The organism is Micromonospora arida, assembly GCF_042873195.1.
Classification (GTDB): domain Bacteria; phylum Actinomycetota; class Actinomycetes; order Mycobacteriales; family Micromonosporaceae; genus Micromonospora; species Micromonospora arida.
Genome location: NZ_JBIALC010000001.1, coordinates 64,286 through 83,315, shown reverse-complemented (window position 1 = coordinate 83,315; position 19,030 = coordinate 64,286). Strand labels below are relative to the sequence as shown.

The 19,030-nt window shown below is 70.9% G+C and carries 19 protein-coding genes; 12 read left to right on the top strand and 7 right to left on the bottom strand.

From position 1 onward, the window contains the following. Window positions 1-47: 47 nt before the first annotated feature. The 4 genes from ACFYP0_RS00420 (at window position 48) to ACFYP0_RS00405 (ending at window position 4,271) form a co-directional block, all read left to right on the top strand. Window positions 48-578: an RNA polymerase sigma factor gene (locus ACFYP0_RS00420; RefSeq protein WP_386993815.1), complete on the top strand. Its 531-nt coding sequence runs from the start codon at window positions 48-50 to the stop codon at window positions 576-578. Further along, window positions 565-1,773, top strand: a complete 1,209-nt coding sequence (locus tag ACFYP0_RS00415) for a WD40/YVTN/BNR-like repeat-containing protein (protein ID WP_355499962.1) — start codon at window positions 565-567, stop codon at window positions 1,771-1,773. The genes ACFYP0_RS00420 and ACFYP0_RS00415 overlap by 14 nt, the downstream gene beginning before the upstream one ends. Window positions 1,774-1,854: 81 nt before the next feature. Then, complete coding sequence (locus ACFYP0_RS00410; protein WP_355499959.1) at window positions 1,855-2,223, top strand: SCP2 sterol-binding domain-containing protein; 369 nt, start codon at window positions 1,855-1,857, stop codon at window positions 2,221-2,223. Continuing rightward, on the top strand, window positions 2,220-4,271 hold the full coding sequence (locus tag ACFYP0_RS00405; RefSeq protein ID WP_386993812.1) for an amylo-alpha-1,6-glucosidase: 2,052 nt from the start codon (window positions 2,220-2,222) through the stop codon (window positions 4,269-4,271). Before ACFYP0_RS00410 ends, ACFYP0_RS00405 begins: the two co-directional genes overlap by 4 nt. 8 nt (window positions 4,272-4,279) lie before the next feature. Here ACFYP0_RS00405 and ACFYP0_RS00400 read toward each other — a convergent pair whose 3' ends face one another. Then, window positions 4,280-5,233, bottom strand: a complete 954-nt coding sequence (locus ACFYP0_RS00400) for a helix-turn-helix domain-containing protein (RefSeq protein WP_355499957.1) — start codon at window positions 5,231-5,233, stop codon at window positions 4,280-4,282. A gap of 93 nt (window positions 5,234-5,326) precedes the next feature. Between ACFYP0_RS00400 and ACFYP0_RS00395 the strand changes: the two genes are divergently transcribed. Continuing rightward, window positions 5,327-6,337 carry a saccharopine dehydrogenase family protein gene (locus tag ACFYP0_RS00395; RefSeq protein ID WP_355499955.1) on the top strand — a complete coding sequence of 337 codons (1,011 nt, stop codon included), beginning with the start codon at window positions 5,327-5,329 and terminating at the stop codon, window positions 6,335-6,337. A 78-nt stretch (window positions 6,338-6,415) separates the two neighbouring features. Here the strand turns inward: ACFYP0_RS00395 and ACFYP0_RS00390 are convergent, their stop codons facing one another. From ACFYP0_RS00390 to ACFYP0_RS00380, 3 genes are all read right to left on the bottom strand, one after another. Continuing rightward, window positions 6,416-6,922, bottom strand: a complete 507-nt coding sequence (locus ACFYP0_RS00390; protein WP_356979604.1) for a hypothetical protein — start codon at window positions 6,920-6,922, stop codon at window positions 6,416-6,418. A gap of 82 nt (window positions 6,923-7,004) precedes the next feature. Further along, the gene (locus tag ACFYP0_RS00385; protein WP_355499950.1) at window positions 7,005-8,015 is read right to left on the bottom strand and encodes a HEAT repeat domain-containing protein; all 1,011 of its coding nucleotides are present in this window, start codon (window positions 8,013-8,015) and stop codon (window positions 7,005-7,007) included. A gap of 6 nt (window positions 8,016-8,021) precedes the next feature. Beyond that, window positions 8,022-8,690: a HEAT repeat domain-containing protein gene (locus ACFYP0_RS00380; protein WP_386993809.1), complete on the bottom strand. Its 669-nt coding sequence runs from the start codon at window positions 8,688-8,690 to the stop codon at window positions 8,022-8,024. 158 nt (window positions 8,691-8,848) lie between these two features. Here ACFYP0_RS00380 and ACFYP0_RS00375 point away from each other — a divergent pair, with 158 nt between their 5' ends. Further along, the gene (locus ACFYP0_RS00375; protein ID WP_356979602.1) at window positions 8,849-10,036 is read left to right on the top strand and encodes a DUF418 domain-containing protein; all 1,188 of its coding nucleotides are present in this window, start codon (window positions 8,849-8,851) and stop codon (window positions 10,034-10,036) included. A 9-nt stretch (window positions 10,037-10,045) separates the two neighbouring features. Further along, on the top strand, window positions 10,046-11,137 hold the full coding sequence (locus tag ACFYP0_RS00370) for a winged helix DNA-binding domain-containing protein (RefSeq protein ID WP_356979600.1): 1,092 nt from the start codon (window positions 10,046-10,048) through the stop codon (window positions 11,135-11,137). 13 nt (window positions 11,138-11,150) lie between these two features. Here the strand turns inward: ACFYP0_RS00370 and ACFYP0_RS00365 are convergent, their stop codons facing one another. After that, window positions 11,151-11,594 carry a DUF5990 family protein gene (locus ACFYP0_RS00365; RefSeq protein ID WP_355499943.1) on the bottom strand — a complete coding sequence of 148 codons (444 nt, stop codon included), beginning with the start codon at window positions 11,592-11,594 and terminating at the stop codon, window positions 11,151-11,153. Between the two features lie 159 nt (window positions 11,595-11,753). Then, entirely contained in the window at window positions 11,754-12,158 is a 405-nt protein-coding gene (locus tag ACFYP0_RS00360; protein ID WP_124858270.1) for a nuclear transport factor 2 family protein, read from the bottom strand. 67 nt (window positions 12,159-12,225) lie between these two features. Here ACFYP0_RS00360 and ACFYP0_RS00355 point away from each other — a divergent pair, with 67 nt between their 5' ends. The 5 genes from ACFYP0_RS00355 to ACFYP0_RS00335 all read left to right on the top strand — a co-directional run bounded on the left by ACFYP0_RS00355 (window position 12,226) and on the right by ACFYP0_RS00335 (window position 18,012). Next, a complete protein-coding gene (locus ACFYP0_RS00355) occupies window positions 12,226-12,762 on the top strand; it encodes a TetR/AcrR family transcriptional regulator (RefSeq protein ID WP_355499940.1) in 537 nt (178 codons plus the stop codon). A 145-nt stretch (window positions 12,763-12,907) separates the two neighbouring features. Next, complete coding sequence (locus tag ACFYP0_RS00350) at window positions 12,908-13,609, top strand: DUF4396 domain-containing protein (protein ID WP_355499938.1); 702 nt, start codon at window positions 12,908-12,910, stop codon at window positions 13,607-13,609. Between the two features lie 172 nt (window positions 13,610-13,781). Continuing rightward, window positions 13,782-16,397, top strand: coding sequence for a rifamycin-inactivating phosphotransferase (gene rph, locus ACFYP0_RS00345; protein ID WP_355499935.1), 2,616 nt, complete (start codon window positions 13,782-13,784; stop codon window positions 16,395-16,397). Window positions 16,398-16,419: 22 nt separating this feature from the next. Next, entirely contained in the window at window positions 16,420-17,343 is a 924-nt protein-coding gene (bla, locus tag ACFYP0_RS00340) for a class A beta-lactamase (RefSeq protein ID WP_355499933.1), read from the top strand. 39 nt (window positions 17,344-17,382) lie between these two features. Then, window positions 17,383-18,012 carry a VOC family protein gene (locus ACFYP0_RS00335; protein ID WP_355499930.1) on the top strand — a complete coding sequence of 210 codons (630 nt, stop codon included), beginning with the start codon at window positions 17,383-17,385 and terminating at the stop codon, window positions 18,010-18,012. 36 nt (window positions 18,013-18,048) lie between these two features. Here the strand turns inward: ACFYP0_RS00335 and ACFYP0_RS00330 are convergent, their stop codons facing one another. Further along, window positions 18,049-18,963 (bottom strand): SDR family NAD(P)-dependent oxidoreductase, encoded by a 915-nt coding sequence (locus tag ACFYP0_RS00330; RefSeq protein ID WP_355499928.1) that lies wholly within the window; start codon window positions 18,961-18,963, stop codon window positions 18,049-18,051. Between the last annotated feature and the right edge of the window lie 67 nt (window positions 18,964-19,030).

The window sequence follows — 19,030 nt, the reverse complement described above, 5'->3', positions numbered from 1 at the left end:
TTCTGGCCGGCCGTCGCAACCTTCTTCCGGGCCCGTTGGTGGGAGTGGTGAAGAAGGGGGTGACGGTGTCCGACGGCGATCCGATCTCCGAGCTCTACGCCAGCTGTTTCCGACGCCTGGTCGTCCAGCTGTACGCGGTGACCGGCGACCTGACCGAGGCGCAGGAGGCGGTCCAGGAGGCGTTCACCCGGGCGCTGATGGCTCCAGGGCGGTTCGCCGGGCTGGAGAACCCGGAGGCCTGGTTGCGTCGGGTCGCGGTGAACTGGGCCCGCAGCCGGTACCGCCGCCGTCGGATGCTCGACGGGCTGCTGCGCCGCATCGGTCCGCCGCCGGCCGTCGCCGACCACTCCCCGGAGCACCTCGCCCTGCTCGCCGCGCTGCGCGTGCTGCCCGAGGGGCAGCGAGATGCGCTGGCCCTGCACTACCTCGTCGACCTGCCGGTGGACGAGGTCGCCGCGACGCTGGGCGTGTCGTCCGGGACGGTGAAGTCCCGGTTGTCGCGGGGCAGGGTCGCCCTGGCGGCGCTGCTCGCCGACACCGACGCTACGGAAACCGGGAGGATCGATGTCCGGTCGTGAGTTCTCCGGGTTCGACGTCGACACGGTCACCGAGGCCGTGTCGCAGCCGCCCCTCGACGAGCTGCGAACCAATGCCCGATCCCGTCGGCGCCGGTCGGTCGCGATGGTGACGACCGCACTGGTCGTACTGGCCGGGCTGACGGTCGTACCGCTGGTGGCCGAGCCGGACCGGGGCACGCCGACCGACCCGCCGACACCGTCAGGTGCACAGTTCAGCCAGTTCACGCTGACCGGGCCCGATTCCGGGGTCGACGTGCGGCAGGACGGCTGCGTCGTGCGCTTCGCGTACACCGGCGACGACGGCCGCGCCTGGTCGGACTGGGACGCGGCGCGCTTCGAGGGCACCCGATGTGCGGCCGACACCGCCGCCGGGACGCCGAGCAGCGGTATGGGCTTCTCCGTGCTCGGTGAGCGGTCCTACCTGGTCACCGACTTCGGCCTGGCCCACCTCTCCACCGACTACGGCCGCACCTGGCGGGTCGCGGATTCGGCGATCGTCGCCGTGCCCACCTTCCCGGCGACGGCCCGACCGGTCTCCTGCGGATTCGGCTGTGCGCCGGTGTCGGAGCCGCTGGCGGTGGACCCGTCGAGCGGAACGGTGTACCGCCTGACCACCCCGGCGCCCACGTTGCTTCCGCTGTTCAGCCTCTACCCGGCAGCGGACGGCAGCATCTGGGCCACGTACCGGACGGGCGTCGGCCAGGGGTCGACCGTCGCGCGCAGCGCCGACCGAGGCGCGACCTGGACCACCTGGGAGGTGGGCGACGGTGGCGGCGTGATCACGGCGGTGGGGCTCGACGACCGGGAAGGGTACGTGCTGACCGAACCGTCGACGGCGGGTGGCGGTATGCGGCTGCTGCGGACCACCGACGGCGCGAAGACCTGGACGGACACCGGTGCCGAACTGCCGACGCACGTGCACTACGACCTCACGGTGGGGTCGGACCGGTCCCTGCTGGCGATCACTGCCGGTGGGGGCACCGAAGCCGACCGCCGCGCGCGGCTGCTGGTCAGCCGGGACGACGGGCGGACCTTCACTGTCGCCCGGGAGCACGGCCGGCTCGTCGGCGCGGTCAGTGTCGCGCCCGGCTACGCCTGGCTCTTCGGGCGTGACGACGGCTCGACGGGCGAGCCGGACCACGTCCTGGTCACCACGGACGCCACCACCTGGGCCCGCTTCTCGCTCGCACCCTGAACAAGGGGGAACCACCCGGCGTTAGGAGTGCGCGGCAGCGGGTAGCCGGCATCCGCTCTTACCAGCGGCCGGGGAGGTGGGATGTCGGAGACCAGCGCCTTCTTCGAGCGGTTGACGGTCGCTGGCCGGGATCCACGGTTCAGCAAGGTCTGTGGCAGCGTGCGATTCGACATCCGCGACGACGGCAACCTGGAGCAGTGGCTGCTCGAAATCGATCATGGCCGGATGCGGGTGACCCGAAGCGGTGCCCCCGCCACCACCGTGATCAAGGTGTCCGCGCAGCTCGCCGACGCGATGGCGCGGGGCGAGGTGAACGGGCTGGCGGCGATCACCCGCGGCGAGATCATGGTCGACGGTGATCTCGCCCTGGCGTTGCGCATCGGGCGGCTGTTTCCGCGAGAGCCCGGGCAGCTTCAGCGCGAGGATCCGACAGTGGGACGTGACCGATGAGGGACATCGCGGGCACCGTGGCGTGCATCGACGGGAACACCTTCATGGTGTCCGACGCCAGCGGCGACGTGAAGTCGTCCCCGAGCACCCCGGTCGGCCTCTTCGCCGCTGACACGCGCTTCCTGTCCCGCTGGAGGCTCACGGTCAACGGCGAGTGCATGACCGCGTTGTCGGTGGACGACAGCCAGTACTTCGAGGTGACGTTCTTCGTGGTGCCGGGCGCGGCGGTGGACTACGTGGAGGCCGACGTGTCGGCCATTCGGCGCAGGCGCATCGGCCCGGACCTCACCGAGTCGCTGACGATCTTCAATTATGGCGAGCAGGACATGACGCTCGACGTGCGTCTGGAGGTGGCCGCCGACTTCGCCGACATCTTCGAGATCAAGTTCGACGTCGGCGAGAAGAGCGGCGCGCACTACACGCACGTCGGCCCGAACGAGTTGCGCCTGGGCTACCGGCGCGGCACCTACCAACGTGAGGTCGTCGTGTCGGCCAGCGAGCCCGCGGAGTTCGGCCCGGACGGCCTTGCCTTCGCGGTCCGGCTGCGCCCCGGGCAGCAGTGGTCCACCCGGTTGCAGGCCGTCATGTTGGCGCTGCGCCCGGACGGCGTCGACCTGCGCTCCGCCCTGCGGGCCCTACGGCCGGACGACTCCACCCTGCCCACGAGCATGCAGGCCTGGGTCGCGGCGGCCCCGACCCTGGACACCGACAGCGTGGGTCTCCAGCAGGTCTACCACCGCAGCCTGGTGGACCTGGCGGCGCTGCGCTTCGCCCCGCTCTCGCTCGGCGGGGCGAGCGTGCCCGCGGCCGGCCTGCCCTGGTTCATGACCCTGTTCGGCCGCGACAGCCTGTTGACCTGCCTGCAGACCCTGCCGGTCGCCCCGTCGCTGACCCCACCGACACTGCGGATCCTCGCGTCGTTGCAGGGCGTCCGGCCCGACGACGTGTTGGAGGAGGACCCGGGCCGGATCCTGCACGAGCTGCGCTACGGGGAGTCGGCCGCGTTCGAGGAGCAGCCACACTCCCCCTACTACGGCACTGTGGACGCCTCGCCGCTGTTCGTGGTGCTGCTCGACGAGTACGAACGGTGGAGCGGCGACACCGCGCTGGTGACGGAGCTGGAGCAGGAGGCCCGCGCGGCCCTGGCCTGGATCGACCTGTACGCGGACCTGAACTCCAGCGGCTACATCTGGTACCAGCGACGCAACCGCGCCACCGGGCTGGACAACCAGTGCTGGAAGGACTCCTGGGACAGCATCTCCTACGCCGACGGCCGGCTGCCGGGCTTCCCGAGGGCCACCTGCGAAACCCAGGGGTACGCCTACGACGCGAAGATCCGAGGGGCCCGACTGGCCCGTACCTTCTGGGGTGATCCCGCCTTCGCCGATCGGCTGGAGAGCGAGGCGGCGGCCCTGTACGAGCGGTTCAACCGGGAGTTCTGGCTGGAGGACCGCGGCTTCTACGCCCTCGCGCTCGACCACGACGGCACCCCCGTGGACAGCCTGTCGTCCAACATCGGGCACCTGTTGTGGAGCGGCATCGTGCCACCGGAGCGGGCGCCTCGGGTGGTCGAGCACCTGATGGGGCCGGCGCTCTTCTCCGGTTGGGGGGTGCGGACGTTCGCCGAGGGGCAGCGCCGCTACAACCCGCTCGGCTACCACAACGGCACGGTCTGGCCGTTCGACAACTCGTTCATCGCGTGGGGTCTGCGCCGCTACGGGTTCGGCAACGAGGCGGCCCGCATCGCCGAGGGCATCCTCTCCGCCGCCACCTACTTCGAGGGTCGGCTACCCGAGGCGTTCGGCGGGTTCGACCGCGACACCACCAAGTTTCCGATCCGGTACCCGACCGCCGGCAGTCCGCAGGCGTGGTCCAGCGGAGCCTGCATGCTGCTGATCCGCACCATGCTCGGCATCAACCCGCACGACGATCACCTGGCCGTGGACCCGGCGCTGCCCGCCACCTTCGGACGGATCGCGCTCCTGGACATCCCCGGTCGTTGGGGCAAGCGCGACGCGTTCGCCCGTCAACGCCCCGACCAGCACTGACGGAACGGTCAGCCGACGGCTGGCCCGGTGGCCCGGAAGGTGCGCCGGTACGCGTCCGGCGGTACGCCGACGGTGCGGTGGAAGTGTCGACGCAGCGTCGCGGCGGTGCCCATGCCGGCCGCCTCGGCGACGGCGTCGATGCTGTCGTCGGTCTGCTCCAGCAGCTCCTGGGCGCGGCGGATCCGCTGCGTCGACAGCCACAGAAGTGGAGTGGTGCCGGTGGCCGACCGGAAGTGGCGGGCCAGGTTGCGGGAGCTCATGTTCGCCTGCCGGGCCAGGTCCTCGACGGTCAGCGGCCGGTCCAGGCGGGCCAGGGCCCAGGGGAACAGGCTGGCCAGCGGGTGGTCGTCGCGGGCCGGCACCGGGGTGGTGACGTACTGGGCCTGACCACCGGCGCGGTGCGGTGGCACGACCAGGCGGCGGGCGACGGCGTTGGCGACGGTCGAGCCGTGGTCGCGGCGGATCAGGTGCAGGCACAGGTCGATCGCGGCGGCCTTGCCGGCGGAGGCGAGCACGGTGCCGTTGTCGACGTAGAGCACGTCCGGGTCGACCCGTACCCGGGGATAGCGGGCGGTCAGCGCCTCGGTGTGCGCCCAGTGCGTGGTGGCCCGCAGCCCGTCGAGCACCCCGGCGGCGGCCAGCACGAACGCGCCGGTGCACAGGGAGACCATCCGGGCGCCGGCCCGGTGGGCCGCGCGGACGGCGTCGAGCAGGTCGGGGGGTACGTCCGCGTCGACGTCCTCGACCGACGGGACGATCACGGTGTCGGCTCGGGCTAGGCGGTCCAACCCGTCGTCGGGCGCCACCAGGAAGCGGCCGACCCGGACCGGGCCGGGGCCGCAGATCGCCACGTCGTACCAGGGGTCGGCCAGGCCGGAGGGGTCGTGGGCGAAGACCTCGCAGGCCAGGGCCAGCTCGAAGTGCAGCATCCCGTCGGTGGCGGCGATCGCGACAAGGGCCATGTCCGAAACTGTACGGGGGTTGGCGTTCCCGACACTGGTCGGCCGCCGACCGCTGCGAGAGGCTGGTCCCAGTCGATCTTCGAGGGGGCAGCGATGGGTTACCGGGTGGCGGTGTTCGGGGCGTACGGGCACACCGGGCGGTTCGTGATGGCAGAGCTGCGCGAGCAGGGGTTCGATGCTCTGCCGGTGGGCCGCGACCCGCGCCGGTTGGCAGCGTTCGGGCTCGGCTACCGGGTGGCCTCGGTCGACGATCCGGCCTCGCTCGACGTGGCGTTGACCGGCGTGGACGCGGTCATCAACTGCGCCGGGCCGTTCGCGTCGACCGCCGCCGGGGTGATCGAGGCCGCGTTGCGCGCCGGGATCCCGTACGTGGACGTGGCGGCCGAGATCGAGGCCAACCTCGACACGTTCACGCACTTCACCGAGCGCGCCCGGAGGGCGGGTGTCGCGGTGGTCCCGGCGATGGCCTTCTTCGGCGGGCTCGGTGACCTGCTCGCGACGACGGCGATGGGCGACTGGACGTCGGCCGACGAGGTGCACGTCGCGTACGGACTGAGCAGCTGGCACCCGACGGCCGGGACGGTGGCCGCGGGCGTCGTCTCCCGCGAGCGCCGCGCCGGCCGCCGGGTCCGCTACACCGGGGGCCGCTTGGAGTACCACTCCGGCGGGGAACTGCCGAGGGTGGACTGGGACTTCCCCGCGCCGCTGGGCCGGCGCACCGTCCTCGGGGAGTTCACCATGGCCGACGTCGTCACCATCCCCCGTCACCTGGGCATTCCCGAGGTCCGGACCTACATGACCGTCGACGCCACCACCGACCTGGCTGCCGCGGCGGCGCCGGTCGCGGTCGACGGGCTGGGCCGGTCAGCGCAGACGTTCACGGTCGACGTCATCGTGCGTCGCGGCGACGCGCGCCGCCGCGTCGTGGCCAGTGGCCGGGACATCTACGCCGTCAGCGCGCCCCTGGCCGTGGAGGCGGTTCGGCGCGTCCTCGATGGTCGGACGAGGACCAGCGGCGTCGCCTCCGCCGGCGAGATGTTCGACGCGCCCGACTTCCTGCGCGCGCTGTCGCCGGCCATCCGCGTCGAGCCGGTCAGCGACTGAGGCCGTTAATCTGGCCACCCAAAGCGACGGACGGCCCCCGCTCAGGCGTGGGGGCCGTCCGTCATCGCATCACGTCGGTCAGAGGATCACATTGATCCCGGCGGCCTTGCACGCGGCGCTGACGTCCTTGCCGGCCTTCTCGAAGGCCGGATTGTCGGCGGCGGTCGCGGGATCCGCCGCGGCCGCGGCCTTGGCCGCCTCGGCGCCGAACGTCCGCAGGGCGTCGGCCAGCTTGCCGTCGCCGGTCGCGGCGACCGTGGTCACTTCCTGCTCCAGCCCAGTCAGGATCTTCTTGAAGTCCGCCGCGGACGCGTCGCCAGTGGTGGCGACCTTCACCAACTCGGCCCTCATCTTGTCGTTGGCCTTCTTCACCGCCGCGCAGAGCTGCTTGTCGGTCGCCGCGCCCGCAGCGGGTGACGAGGCCGACGTGGCGGCGGCGGAGGTGGCCACCGCGGACGGGGCCGCGGAGGTGGGAGCGGGCGTGGTGGATCCGGCGGTCGTCGCCTTGTCGGTGTCGCCGCAGGCGGCGAGGGCCGTCGAAACGGCAAGGATCAACATGGCTGAGGCAAGACGGGAAGCTTTCACGGACGCGGACGATAGCCGATGTCCAGATGACGATCAATTTGCCCGGCGTCTCGCACGCTCTGGGTCGCTCCACAGTGTCCGGTCATGGTGAAGCCGCGTCACGGAGCGCGAGGATGGAGGTCGCCGTCAGTGCGACGGCGCGGTCCTCGTCGTGCGACAGCTCGGTGAGCGCACGTACGGCGGCGCCTCCCGGGATGTCCGCCAACGCCTCGGTCAGCCGTCGCCGTGCAGACGGTACGACGCCGCTCTGCCCGAGGCAGGCAACGAGCCGGTCCGCTATCTGGTCTGCCAGCGCGGGATCGGCCGCCAGCAGGCTCAACGCGTCGGCCGCGTCGGCATCCCTGGTTTCCGCGACAACCATGTCGATCAACGTGGGAAGCGCGTCCGCCACTCCGCGCGCGCCGAGCGCCAGAGCCGCGTACCCGCGGACCACGATGTCGGGGTGCGCGAGGGCGTCGCGCAGCACGTCGGTCGCGGCGGTGTGCGGGATCTCGGCGACCGACTGGACGGCACGCTCGCGTACCTCGGCATCTGGTGAACCGAGGCCCTCGGCCAGCAGCGCCAGCCCACCGTCGCCGGACTGCGCCAGCGCCCAGCGCAGGGCTCCGGCGACGTTCGGGTCCGATTCACTCAGCACCGCCTCGACAAGTGCCTCCACCGGCACCGGGCCCTCGCCGACGGAGGACAGGGCGGCGCGTTGGCGGGTGCCCGCGCTGTCCGACCCCAGCGCCCGCAGGAGTGTGACGACATGCAGGACGTCCTCCCAGTCGGCGGGGTCCGCGGCACCGATCCGACGGAGTCGGGTGAGCAGCTCCATCTCGTCCGCGATGCGGAGTCGCGTCCGCCGGATGAGGTCGTTGACGAGTTCGGCAGGGGTGAAGCCGGGATCGTCGAGCGCGCGGCGGACGTCACGGAGCGACAAACCCAACGACCGCAGGCTCTCGACGTGGAAGATCAGTCGGATGTCCTCGCCGGTGTACTCGCGATAGCCGGAACCGGTGCGACCGGTGGGCCGGATCAGCCCGAGCGCGTCGTAATGCCTGAGCATGCGCGCGCTGACCCCGGACCGTCGCGCCACCTCACCGATCAACACCTGGCGTCATCCCTTCTCGCCCGTCGGGCCGAGGGCGACGACACGCTTCGCCGCCTCGATCGCGAACTCGAACCCTGCATCCGGGTCCTGCATCAGCCGTTGTGTGGCGACCGCGTGCGCGCGTACGCGCGGGTCGAGATCCGCCATCGCGGCGTGCAGGATCGGCATGATCACCTCGCCGAGCGCGATCAGCGCCCGGCTGAGGCTCAACTGCATCTCACGCCCGCCCCGCCCGAGCTGCGTCGACAACACCGCGGCCAACCCGGGCTCCCCACCGGGGGGTACGAGCACAACCGCCGCGCGCCAGGCGCTGCGCGCCACCTCGTCGTCGGTGTCGGTCAGCAGCGCCCGGGTGATCGCCGGCCAGGCTCGCCGGTCCCCGATCTTGGACAGGGTGTGCAACGCCTGACTTCGGGCCTGCGCACGCTCCGAGTGGAGCTCTTCGGTGAGCTTCGCAACGGTCAGGTCCGGTGGGTGGCGCAGGAGGGCCCAGGTGAGCATCTCGCGTACGGAGAACTCGGGCTCGACCGCGCATCGCTCGATGAGTGTGTCGATGAGCTGCGGGTCGGGGGCCGTGCCGACCGTCAGTGCCGCGCGCAGCCGCACCGACGAGTCGCTGTTCTCCAGCCCGCGGAGAACCCTCACCGCGTTCATGTCCTGTTTTGGCGTGGCCATCGGAAACACCCCTTTCCACCCCAGTGAAGACCTTGTCACTGTGTCAAGGTCAACCCGTCCTCGCTGCTGCTCACGCAGGGATGGTGTCGTTTCGTCACGACGGTCCGTGTGACGAAACCACTTCACGGGGGCGGGTCACGCTCCGGAGGCTGGACATCATGAATGTGACCCGGCTCGACCGACCAGGCGACGGCCACCCAGAGCCCTCGCCCGGGGACACCCTCGCCCGAATCACCGTCGTGGACGCACTGCGCGGAAGCGCGCTGCTGCTCATCCTGCTGGTGAACATCGCGTTCTTCAGCTCCGGCTACGACTTCCACCTGGTCGACGATCCGACGCACGACGCAGTCGACCTGCTGATCGCCGGCGCGGTGGAGCTGTTGTTCGCGATGAAGGCGTACCTGCTGTTCGCCTTTCTGTTCGGCTACAGCTTCACCCTCCAACTCGACTCCGCGGCTCGGCGCGGAGTGGCGTTCCGCCCGGCGTTCCTGCGCCGGCTCTGCGGGTTGTTCGTTCTCGGCGTGCTGCACGCGGTGCTGCTGTTCCACGGCGACATCCTCACCACGTACGCACTGCTCGGCCTCGTGCTGCTCGCGGTCCGGCGGATCCAGCCCCGCACCGCGCTGGTCGCGGCGGCGACCATCATCGGCGGCGTCGCCTTCGTGGTCGGGATCGCCGCGGTCCTCGGTGCCACAGTGGTTGCGGACGAGGCCGCCGCGGTCAGCGCCGGTGCGCGTTCGACGCTGGCCCTGGGCGGCGGCCTCGGCGATGTCGTCCTGGAGCACCTGCGGTCGATGCCGGCGATGATCGGCGGTCTGGCCGTGCAGGGGCCCCTGGCGTTCGCGGCGTTCCTCGTCGGCCTCGCCGCCGGCAAGCACCGGCTGCTCGCCACCGTGCCCGCCCACGAGGATCTGCTGCGCCGGTGCGAACGGGTGGGGTATCCGATCGGTCTGGCCGGCGCCGTCGTGTTCGCGGTCGGTGGCTCTACGGCCGACCTGACCGGAGTGATGGTCAGCATCGTCACCGCGCCGTTCCTGGCCGCCGCCTACGCCGCGACCCTGCTGCGCCTGTTCACGCGGCGGCCGCGCCTCGCGGGCGCGTTCGCACCCGCTGGGCGGATGGCCCTGACGAACTACCTGGCCCAGTCGCTCATGTGCGTGCTCGTCTTCACCGGCCTCGGGTGGGGTCTGGTCGGCCGTACCTCGCCGGCACAGACACTGCTGATCGCACTGGTGATCTTCGCGGTGCAGCTGATGGTCAGCTCGTGGTGGCTGCGGCGGTTCCGGTACGGCCCCGTCGAATGGGCGCTGCGCGCCTGGACCCACCGGAAGCGCCGCCCCAACTAGGGTGCTGACATGGTCGATCGGCACCAGGTGATGAACTTCCGGGTCCGGGCCCAGCAGCTCGACCGGGACGAGGGCACGCTCGCCGACACCGCCGTCCTGGACCTCGGCGTGCAGAACACCGGCCCGGACGGCGCGCGGTGGGCGCTGGCGGTACGCGGGGTCGACGTGACCGCCGTGTCCGACACGGATCTGGTCCTGCTGTGGACGGTACGGGGCGCTCCCCACCTCTACCGCCGGGCCGACGTGGCGAAGGTGGCAGCCGCCGTCGATCCCTTCTCCGAGGCCGACGCGGGCAAGCGCATCTACGACGCCGCGAAACCGTTGAAGGCCGCCGGCATCGACACTCTCGTGGCCCTGGACGAGATCGCCGACCGGATGCGTGCCATCGTCAGCACGCCGACGGTCAAGGGGGACGTCTCCGGCCGCCTGGCCACCATGCTGCCCGAGCCCTATCTGCGGTTCTGCCGTCCCTGCGATGCCACGCACCTCTACGAGATGCCGTTCCGGCTCGCCGCCGTGCGGGCCGGACTGGAGTTGCAGCTCGGCACCTCACCCCCGGTCCTGCGGCGCATCACCGGGTTCAGGAAGGCAGCCGCCGCGGGCGACCGCTTCGACCTCATCCGCGCGTATCTTCGCCTGCTCGGTCCGGCCACCCCGAAACAGGTCGCCGACTACCTCGACGCCCCGGTGAAGGACGTGAAGGCGCACTGGCCCGAGGATGTGATCGAGGTGACGGTCGACCGCGAGGCACGCTCACTGCTGGCCGCCGACGAGGAGTCGCTGGAGTCCGCCGACGGCAGGGTCACCCGACTGCTCGGCCCGTTCGACTTGTTTTTGCAGGCCAAGGACCGGGCAACGCTGGTGCCGGACACCGCCCACGCCAAGGAGCTGTGGCCGGTGTTGGGTCGCCCCGGCGCCGTCCTGGTCGACGGCGAGTTGGTCGGCACCTGGCGTCCCCGCAAGTCCGGCAGGACGTTCACGGTCGCCGTCCAGCCGTGGCACCGGTTGTCGGACGCCACGCGTAAGGCCATCACCACGCAGGCCGAACACCTCGCCGCGTACCGCTCCGTCTCCCTCAGCGGCGTCGACTTCGGCAGCTAGCCTTCGGCTGCACTCACTCCACCGCCCAGGCGACGGCGGGCGGGTGCACCCGAGCGCAGATCGGCCCACCGGCGGCATCGGTCAACCCGATCCGGCCGACCAGCGTCCCGTTGCCCTCGTGGGCGGCGCGCAGCAGCTCGGTCGGCACGTCGGTGAACATCAACTTGGCTCGTCGGAACATCGCGAAGCCGTCCTGGGTCACCGCGCCCCAGCTGAGATAGAGAAACCGCGCCCCGGGGCGGCCATGCACCCAGGGGCCACCGACGTCGAGTGCTCCATCGATCTCACGGCTGGACACCTCGAAGGACCAGGTGGCGCTTGCCGCGTCGGCCGGCACCTGATCGACGACCTCGACCTTGCGTTGAACCCCGACGTGCACGTTGCCCAGCCGCAACGCGTCGGCCTCCGCGCCGGGACGCCGACCTGGGAGATCGCTGCCGTCGATCCTGATCCGCATTCCGCCGACTCTAATTCAGACGGCCGGTTGCTCGGCGGTGTCGTCGTTCTCGCCGTACTCGCCGCGGATGGGCAGGTAGTAGGCGGGCAGGAAGGCGGCAATGATGGCCACACCGGCGATCGCCATGCCCGCGAGTCTGCCAGCGCGGCGATGCCTCTTCTACGCCTGCCCGACAGCCTGAGCGATGGCGAGGGTGTGCTGATACTCGCGCCAGTGGGCAAGTTTGCCGTCTCGGCTCCGCAGCACCCCGATGAACGGCGCCGAGGCGGTCAGCCCGGTCGCCGTGTGGGTGCCGACCAGTTCGTATTCGACCACGATCACCTCGGGATCAGCGGTCTCGTGCAGGACCACGTTGCGGCAGTCGTCGAACCGGACCGGGAACATCGCCCGGCCCGCCTGCGTGTGTTCAAGAACCCGTTGCTTCCCTTCAATACGGGTAGGGCGGCCGGGTACGGCGAACGGCGTCTCAAGCACCACGTCGTCGGCGAGCGAGTCGGCCTCGTAGGTGGGCAGGTTCGCGAGCCACCGGGCGCGCATGCTGTCGAAGATCTCGCTTGGTGTCACGTCGTCCTCCTGGATAATGAGTCGTGACTCGACTTACCCGTTCGATAATAATGAGTGGAGACTCACTTTGATAGAGGGGTCGCCGCTGCGTGCCGACGCGCAGCGCAACCGGGCACGCATCCTCGACGCCGCCGAGGTGATCTTCGCCGAGTTCGGCACCCGCGCGTCCACCGAGGAGGTTGCTCGGAGGGCCGGCGTTGCCATCGGTACGGTCTTTCGGCACTTCCCCACCAAGGACGACCTGCTCGCCGCGATCATGAAGCGACTGCTCGCGCAACTCGTCGAGGAGGCCGGGAAACACGACCTCTTCACGTTCTTCACCCACCTGGTGGCGCAGGCCGCCGCGAAGAAGACCGTCGTCGACCTGCTCGCCGGGTCCGGGGTGGACATCCGGCTTCCCGACGCGGCAGGTCACCTGGAGGAGGCGGTGGGCAGGCTGCTGGAACACGCGCGGGCCGCCGGAGCCGTCGCCGACTCGGTACGGCTGCCCGAGACGATGGCGCTCCTTACCAGCCTGTGCCAGGGCGCTCTGCATGGCGGGTGGGACCAGCAGTTGCAGGCCCGTACGCTCACGGTCGTCTTCGCCGGCCTGAAGCGCGACTGACCGCAGCGGACGGCGCGCTCCACGACGGACCGGCGGCGAGGCCGGGGAGGGTTGACCCGTCCGCGCCCGCACGCGGGAACGCCCGATCCGCCGATCCGGACGAGTACGACATGAAAGACTCGCCCGGCTGGCGGAAGGGGCGGGGATGCAGCCAACCTGGCTCGTAGCGCTCTCCTGGGCTTCGCTCGCGGTCGGCGTCGTCAGCTTCGCGGTCGTACTGGCTGACACCTATCTGCGCGGACACCGTCAGCCGGTCCGGGTCATGGAGATCGTCTGGCTGGTGACCGTCCTCTACATCGGCCCGGCCGCCGTCCGCCTCTACTGGAACTGGGGCAGGCCCGAGGCGTTCTCTCGACGGCGGCAGGAGGGGCACCCGCGACGGCCTCGCCGGGGCATCGTCGTCACCCATGTGTCCCGCTGCGGCGCACACTGCGCTCTCGGCTTCGTCGTCGCCGAGGTCGCCCTGTACGCCGTGAGATTCGACCCGGCCGAGGACCCGCTGTGGGTCGGCTACGCCGGCGACTATCTGACGGCGGTGACGATCGCCGTTCTCTTCCGGTACTTCGCCGGGCCGGGTCGCAGCCTGGGGAAGGTCTGGCACGCGCTGTCGAACGTCGGCAGGATCGAGCTGCTGACCATCACCGTGTTCGAGGTGGCGTTGTTCGTGTGGCTGACCCTCGCGCATCGCGTGGTCTTGCCGGAGCCACACCTGCGACCCGACAGCCCCACGTTCTGGTTCGCCGGTCAGGTCGGGCTGATAGCCGGCTTCGTCGCGGCCTGGCCCACCGCCTCCTGGCAGCTCGGCCGAGGGCTGAGATTCGAGCCGCGCCGACTCCCCTACGACTGAACGGGGCCCATCGCCGGCTCGACAAAAACAAGCGGCAAGGAGATCACTCTCCCTGCCACTTCTAACGTATACCGCACCTGGGGGCTTGCGGCAAGACCCCGGTCGTGGCGCAGAATCGGCGGCCGGACCAGCACGAACGAGGTAACGGGGGCGCGACGTGGGTGTGTTGTCGATGGACGGGGACCGCGGCGACCAGGCACCGCTGTTGGATCTTCGAGAGGTCGACGAGACGCAGGTGTCGGTCGTCGGCGGCAAGGCCGCGCACCTGGGGGCGCTGTCCCGGATCGACGGCATCCGGGTGCCGGCGGGGTTCTGCGTGACGACGGCAGCCTTCCGGAAGATCATGGCGCAGACGCCGTCGATCGACGATCGGCTCGATCAGCTGTCGCAGCTGAGCCCGGACGACCGGGAGGCGATCAGCACGCTCAGCGCGGAGATCCGCCACAGCGTCGAGGAGACACCGGTTCCGGGCGACCTGGCCGCCGCGATCACCGGCGCGCTCGCCCGGTTCGGCGAGCGGACCGCCTACGCCGTGCGGTCCAGCGCGACGGCGGAGGACACGCCCACCGCGTCCTTCGCCGGCCAGCAGGACACCTACCTGAACGTGGTGGGGCCGGAGGCGGTCCTGCGGCACGTCAGCCGGTGCTGGGCGTCACTGTTCACCGAGCGGGCCGTCATCTACCGCCTGCGCAACGGCATCGACCACCGCACCGTCCAGATGGCTGTCGTCGTACAGCAGATGGTTCTTCCGGATGCCTCCGGCATCCTGTTCACGGCGGACCCGGTGACGGGCAACCGAAAGGTCGCGACAGTGGACGCCAGCTTCGGCCTCGGCGAGGCCCTGGTGTCCGGCCTGGTGAACCCGGACGTCTTCACGGTGCGCGACGGTGAGGTCGTCGCCAGCACGGTCGCCGCGAAAGAGCGTGCCGTCGCCGCGCTGCCGGAGGGCGGGACGCGGGAGGTGGCCATCGACCCGCAGCGGCAGGAGCAGCCGGCGCTGACGCAGGCTCAGGCGCTGCGTCTGGTGCGGCTCGGGCGACGGATCGAGGCGCACTTCGGCCGCCCGCAGGACATCGAATGGTGCCTGGTCGACGACGACTTCCAGATCGTGCAGAGCCGGCCGATCACCACGCTGTTTCCCATCCCGGCGGCTGATGACCAGGAGAACCACGTCTACCTCTCGGTCGGTCACCAGCAGATGATGACCGACGCCATGCGGCCGCTGGGGCTCTCCATGTGGCAGCTGACCGCCATGGCCCCGATGCTGGCGGCCGGCGGGAGGTTGTTCGTCGACGCCACTCGGCTGTTGGGCTCCCCCGCCAGCCGCGCGGGCTTTCTGAAGATGGCGGGGCGCGTCGATCCGCTGATGCGCGACGCGCTGGAGACCCTGCTCGACCGCCGGGACTTCGTTCCGACGCTGCCGGACCAGGCCGGTCCGGGTGGGCCGACGACCGGCGGCCCGTCCACCTCGGGCGAGGCCGACCCGGCCATCGTTCCCCAGCTGATCGAGCGGAGCGAGGCCTCCATCGCCGCCCTGCGACGCGACATCGCGACGGTGACCGGTACGGCGCTGTTCGACTTCCTGCATGAGGCGTTCCAGGAGCACAAGCGGGTCCTCAGTGATCCGTTGAACATGCAGGCGATCATGGCGGGCATGGAGGCCACCTGGTGGCTCAACGACCGGCTGCACGAGTGGCTGGGCGACAAGAACGCCGCGGACACCCTCACCCTCTCCGCCCCCGGCAACGTCACGTCGGAGATGGGGCTGGCGTTGCTCGACGTCGCCGACGTGATCCGTCCGTATCCGGAGGTGGTGGCGTTCCTCCAGGACGTCGCGCACGACGACTTCCTCGACGACCTGCCGAAGGTCGCGGGCGGGGCCGAGGCGCGCGCCGCCATCGAGGCGTACCTCGACCGGTACGGAATGCGCTGCGTCGGCGAGATCGACATCACCAGGCCACGCTGGAGCGAACGCCCCGGCACGCTCGTGCCCGTGCTGCTGGACAACGTCAAGCTCTTCGAGCCGGGCGCGGCCCGGCGGCGCTTCGAGCAGGGCCGGCAGAAGGCGCGGCAGCAGGCGCAGGAGGTGTTGACGCGCCTGCGGGCGCTGCCGGACGGGCAGCAGAAGGCCGACGAGACCGCGCGGATGATCGACCGGGTGCGAGCCTTCATCGGCTATCGGGAGTACCCGAAGTACGACATCATCAGCCGCTACTTCGTCTACAAGCAGGCCCTGCTGGCAGAGGCCGAGCGCCTGGTACGCGCCGGGGTGCTCACCGAGACCGAAGACGTCTTCTACCTCACGTTCCAGGAGTTCCACGAGGTGGTGCGCTCGCACCGGGTGGACGACGAGCTGATCCGGCAGCGCCGGGACGCCTTCCGGTCGCACCAGGCGCTCACCCCGCCTCGGGTGCTGACCTCCGACGGCGAGGCGATCACCGGGTCGTACCGACGCGACGACGTGCCGGCCGGCGCCCTGGCCGGTGTGCCGGTGTCCTCCGGGACGGTCGAGGGACGTGCCCGCGTCATCCTGGACATGGCGCAGGCCGACCTCGAAGCGGGTGACATTCTGGTCACGGCCCACACGGACCCGAGCTGGACGCCGCTGTTCGTCGGCATCGCCGGCCTGGTCACGGAGGTGGGCGGGTTGATGACGCACGGCGCGGTGATCGCGAGGGAGTATGGCCTGCCGGCTGTCGTCAGCGTGCTCGACGCCACCCGGCTGATTCGCGACGGGCAGCGGATCCGCGTGCACGGCAGTGACGGGTACGTCGAGATCCTGCCCTGACGGCACCCTCAGGAGGAGTGACATGGCGGTCCCGGTCCGGCGTCTGGCGACAGTGGTGGCCGCGGCGGCGACAGTGGTGTCGTTGGCGGGGTGCAGCAGCGGCGGCGGCCGCGACTCCACCGAGTCGCGGACGACGCCGAGCCCGGAGGTGACGTTCGCACCGTCGCCGGCCGCCGATCAGGAGTTCCGCCGGCTGGAGGAGCAGTTCGGGGCGCGGCTGGGGATCTACGCCGTCGACACGGGCACCGGTCGCACTGTGGAGTACCGCGCCGACGAGCGGTTCGCGTACGCCTCGACGTGGAAGGCCCTGGCTGCCGCCGAGGTGCTCGACGGCACCACCGACGCCCAGCTCGATCGGGTGGTGCGGTACCCGGCACGGGACCTGGTGGCGCACTCCCCCGTCACCGAGAAGCACGTCGGCGAGGGCATGAGCCTGCGCGCCCTCGCCGACGCCGCCGTGCGTTACAGCGACAACACGGCCGGCAACCTGCTGCTGCGCCACCTCGGCGGGCCAGCGGGGTTCGAGTCGAAGCTGCGCGCGCTGGGCGACACGGTCACCGACGTGGCCCGGTACGAGACCGCGCTGAACGAGGGAACACCGGGCGACAAACGGGACACCAGCACGGCGCGGGCCCTGGCCGGCGACCTCCGGGCGTACACAGTGGGGGTTGCCCTGGAACCGGCGGACCGTGACGTGCTGATCGGCTGGCTGCGGGGCAACACCACCGGCGCGGCGCTGGTCCGCGCCGGGGTGCCGGCCGGCTGGGTGGTCGGGGACAAGACCGGGACCGGCGGGTACGGCACCCGCAACGACATCGCGGTGATCTGGCCGCCCGACCGGGCCCCGATCGTGCTGGCGGTGTTGACCAGCCGCGACACCAAGGACGCCACCCCCGACGACGCGCTCATCGCCCAGGCCACCCGGGCGGTCGTCGCCCAGCTGTGAATGCCGGGGCGCAACACCACCGATGTTAGGTTCGCGGCCATGACTGCGCAGATCAGAGCCGCACATTTCCACGCGGCCGACGGAGTCGAGGACTGGCGCTCCCTCTACCACCTTGTCTCGGCCCACTTCCCGACCGGCTCGCTGGCCAAGGGCATCGCGCTCGTCGATGAGATTGGCCGACTCACCGACGAGACCCAGCAGCAGTACCTCAGCATCGACCTGCGCGGCACCGGCGTCACCGTGAGCCTGACTCGGCGCGACATCACGTTGGCCCGGCGGATCTCGGCCGCCGCCAAGGAGCTGGACATCCGCGCCGACCCGACCGCCGTGCAACTCATCAACATCACCCTCGACGCACTCGCCAGCGCGGACGTGCTGCCGTTCTGGAGAGCGCTGCTCGGCTATCGCCAGATCGGCGACGACTACCTGTTCGACCCGTCACGCCGCGGCCCGGGCTTCGGGTTGCAGCCAATGGACGAGGAGCGCCCACAACGCAACCGCATGCACCTTGACATAGCCGTCCCGCACGATCAGGCAGAGGCTCGCATCGCCGCTGCCCTGGCCGCTGGTGGCCATCTGGTCTCCGACGCGCACGCGCCCATGTGGTGGGTCCTTGCCGACCCCGAGGGCAACGAGGCGTGCGTTGCCACCTGGGTCGGCCGCGACTAACAGAATCTCGAGGCCACCCGCCCACCCTCGGCACGGTCACACCGCGACGGCTGCCTCGCCCACCGGGAACCGCACGCCGGTGAGGTCTTCCGAGACGGCCCAGAGGCGTTGCTGCACGCTCACGTCGTAGGAGTCGGGGCTGGAAGTGACCAGCCTCGGGTAGCCGCGCGCCTCGCCGAGGCCGTCGGGGCCGTAGTACTGCCCGCCGAGGACCGACGGGTCGGTGGCGGCCCGCAGGGTGGGCAGTGCGCCGGCCGTCGCGGGCTGGGTGATCACCGGGGCGAGCCAGGTGATCGGTCGGCGGACGGCCGCCGGGGCGTTGCGGATCAGTTCGGTGTTGGAGACGCCGGGGTGTGCGGCCACCGCGACGGTGGTGCCGTGCGCGGCGAGCCGGCGCTGCAACTGGTAGGTGAACATCAGGTTGGCGAGCTTCGACTGGCCGTAGGCGCCGACCCGGCTGTACGAGCGCTCCCACTGCAGGTCGTCGAAGTGGATGGCGGCGCGGATGCGGTGGCCAACGCTGCTGACGGTGACAACCCGGGAGCCGGGCACAGGCAGAAGCAGGTCGAGCACCAGGCCGGTGAGCGCGAAGTGGCCCAGGTGGTTGGTGCCGAACTGCATCTCGAAGCCGTCGCGGGTGCTCTGCTTCGGGGTGTACATGACGCCAGCGTTGTTGATCAGAAGATCGATCCGCGGGTGGGAGGCGCGCAGGCCGGCCGCGGCGGCGCGCACCGATTCCAGCGAGGTCAGATCCAGCTCCCGTACGGAGACGTCGCCGTTGATGCGGGCGGCGGCCGCCTTGCCCTTCTCCGTGTCGCGCACGGCCAGCACGACCGACGCCCCGCGCTCGGCGAGCCGCCGGGCGGTCTCGAAGCCCAGCCCGGTGTTGGCGCCGGTGACCACGGCCACCCGGCCGTCCTGGCGCGGGATCTGCTGCTCGGTCCACTTCATCTCAAGCTCCTTAGGTACCGCCGGTAACTTATGCCTGAAACGGTAAGGTACCACCGGTACGCTGTCA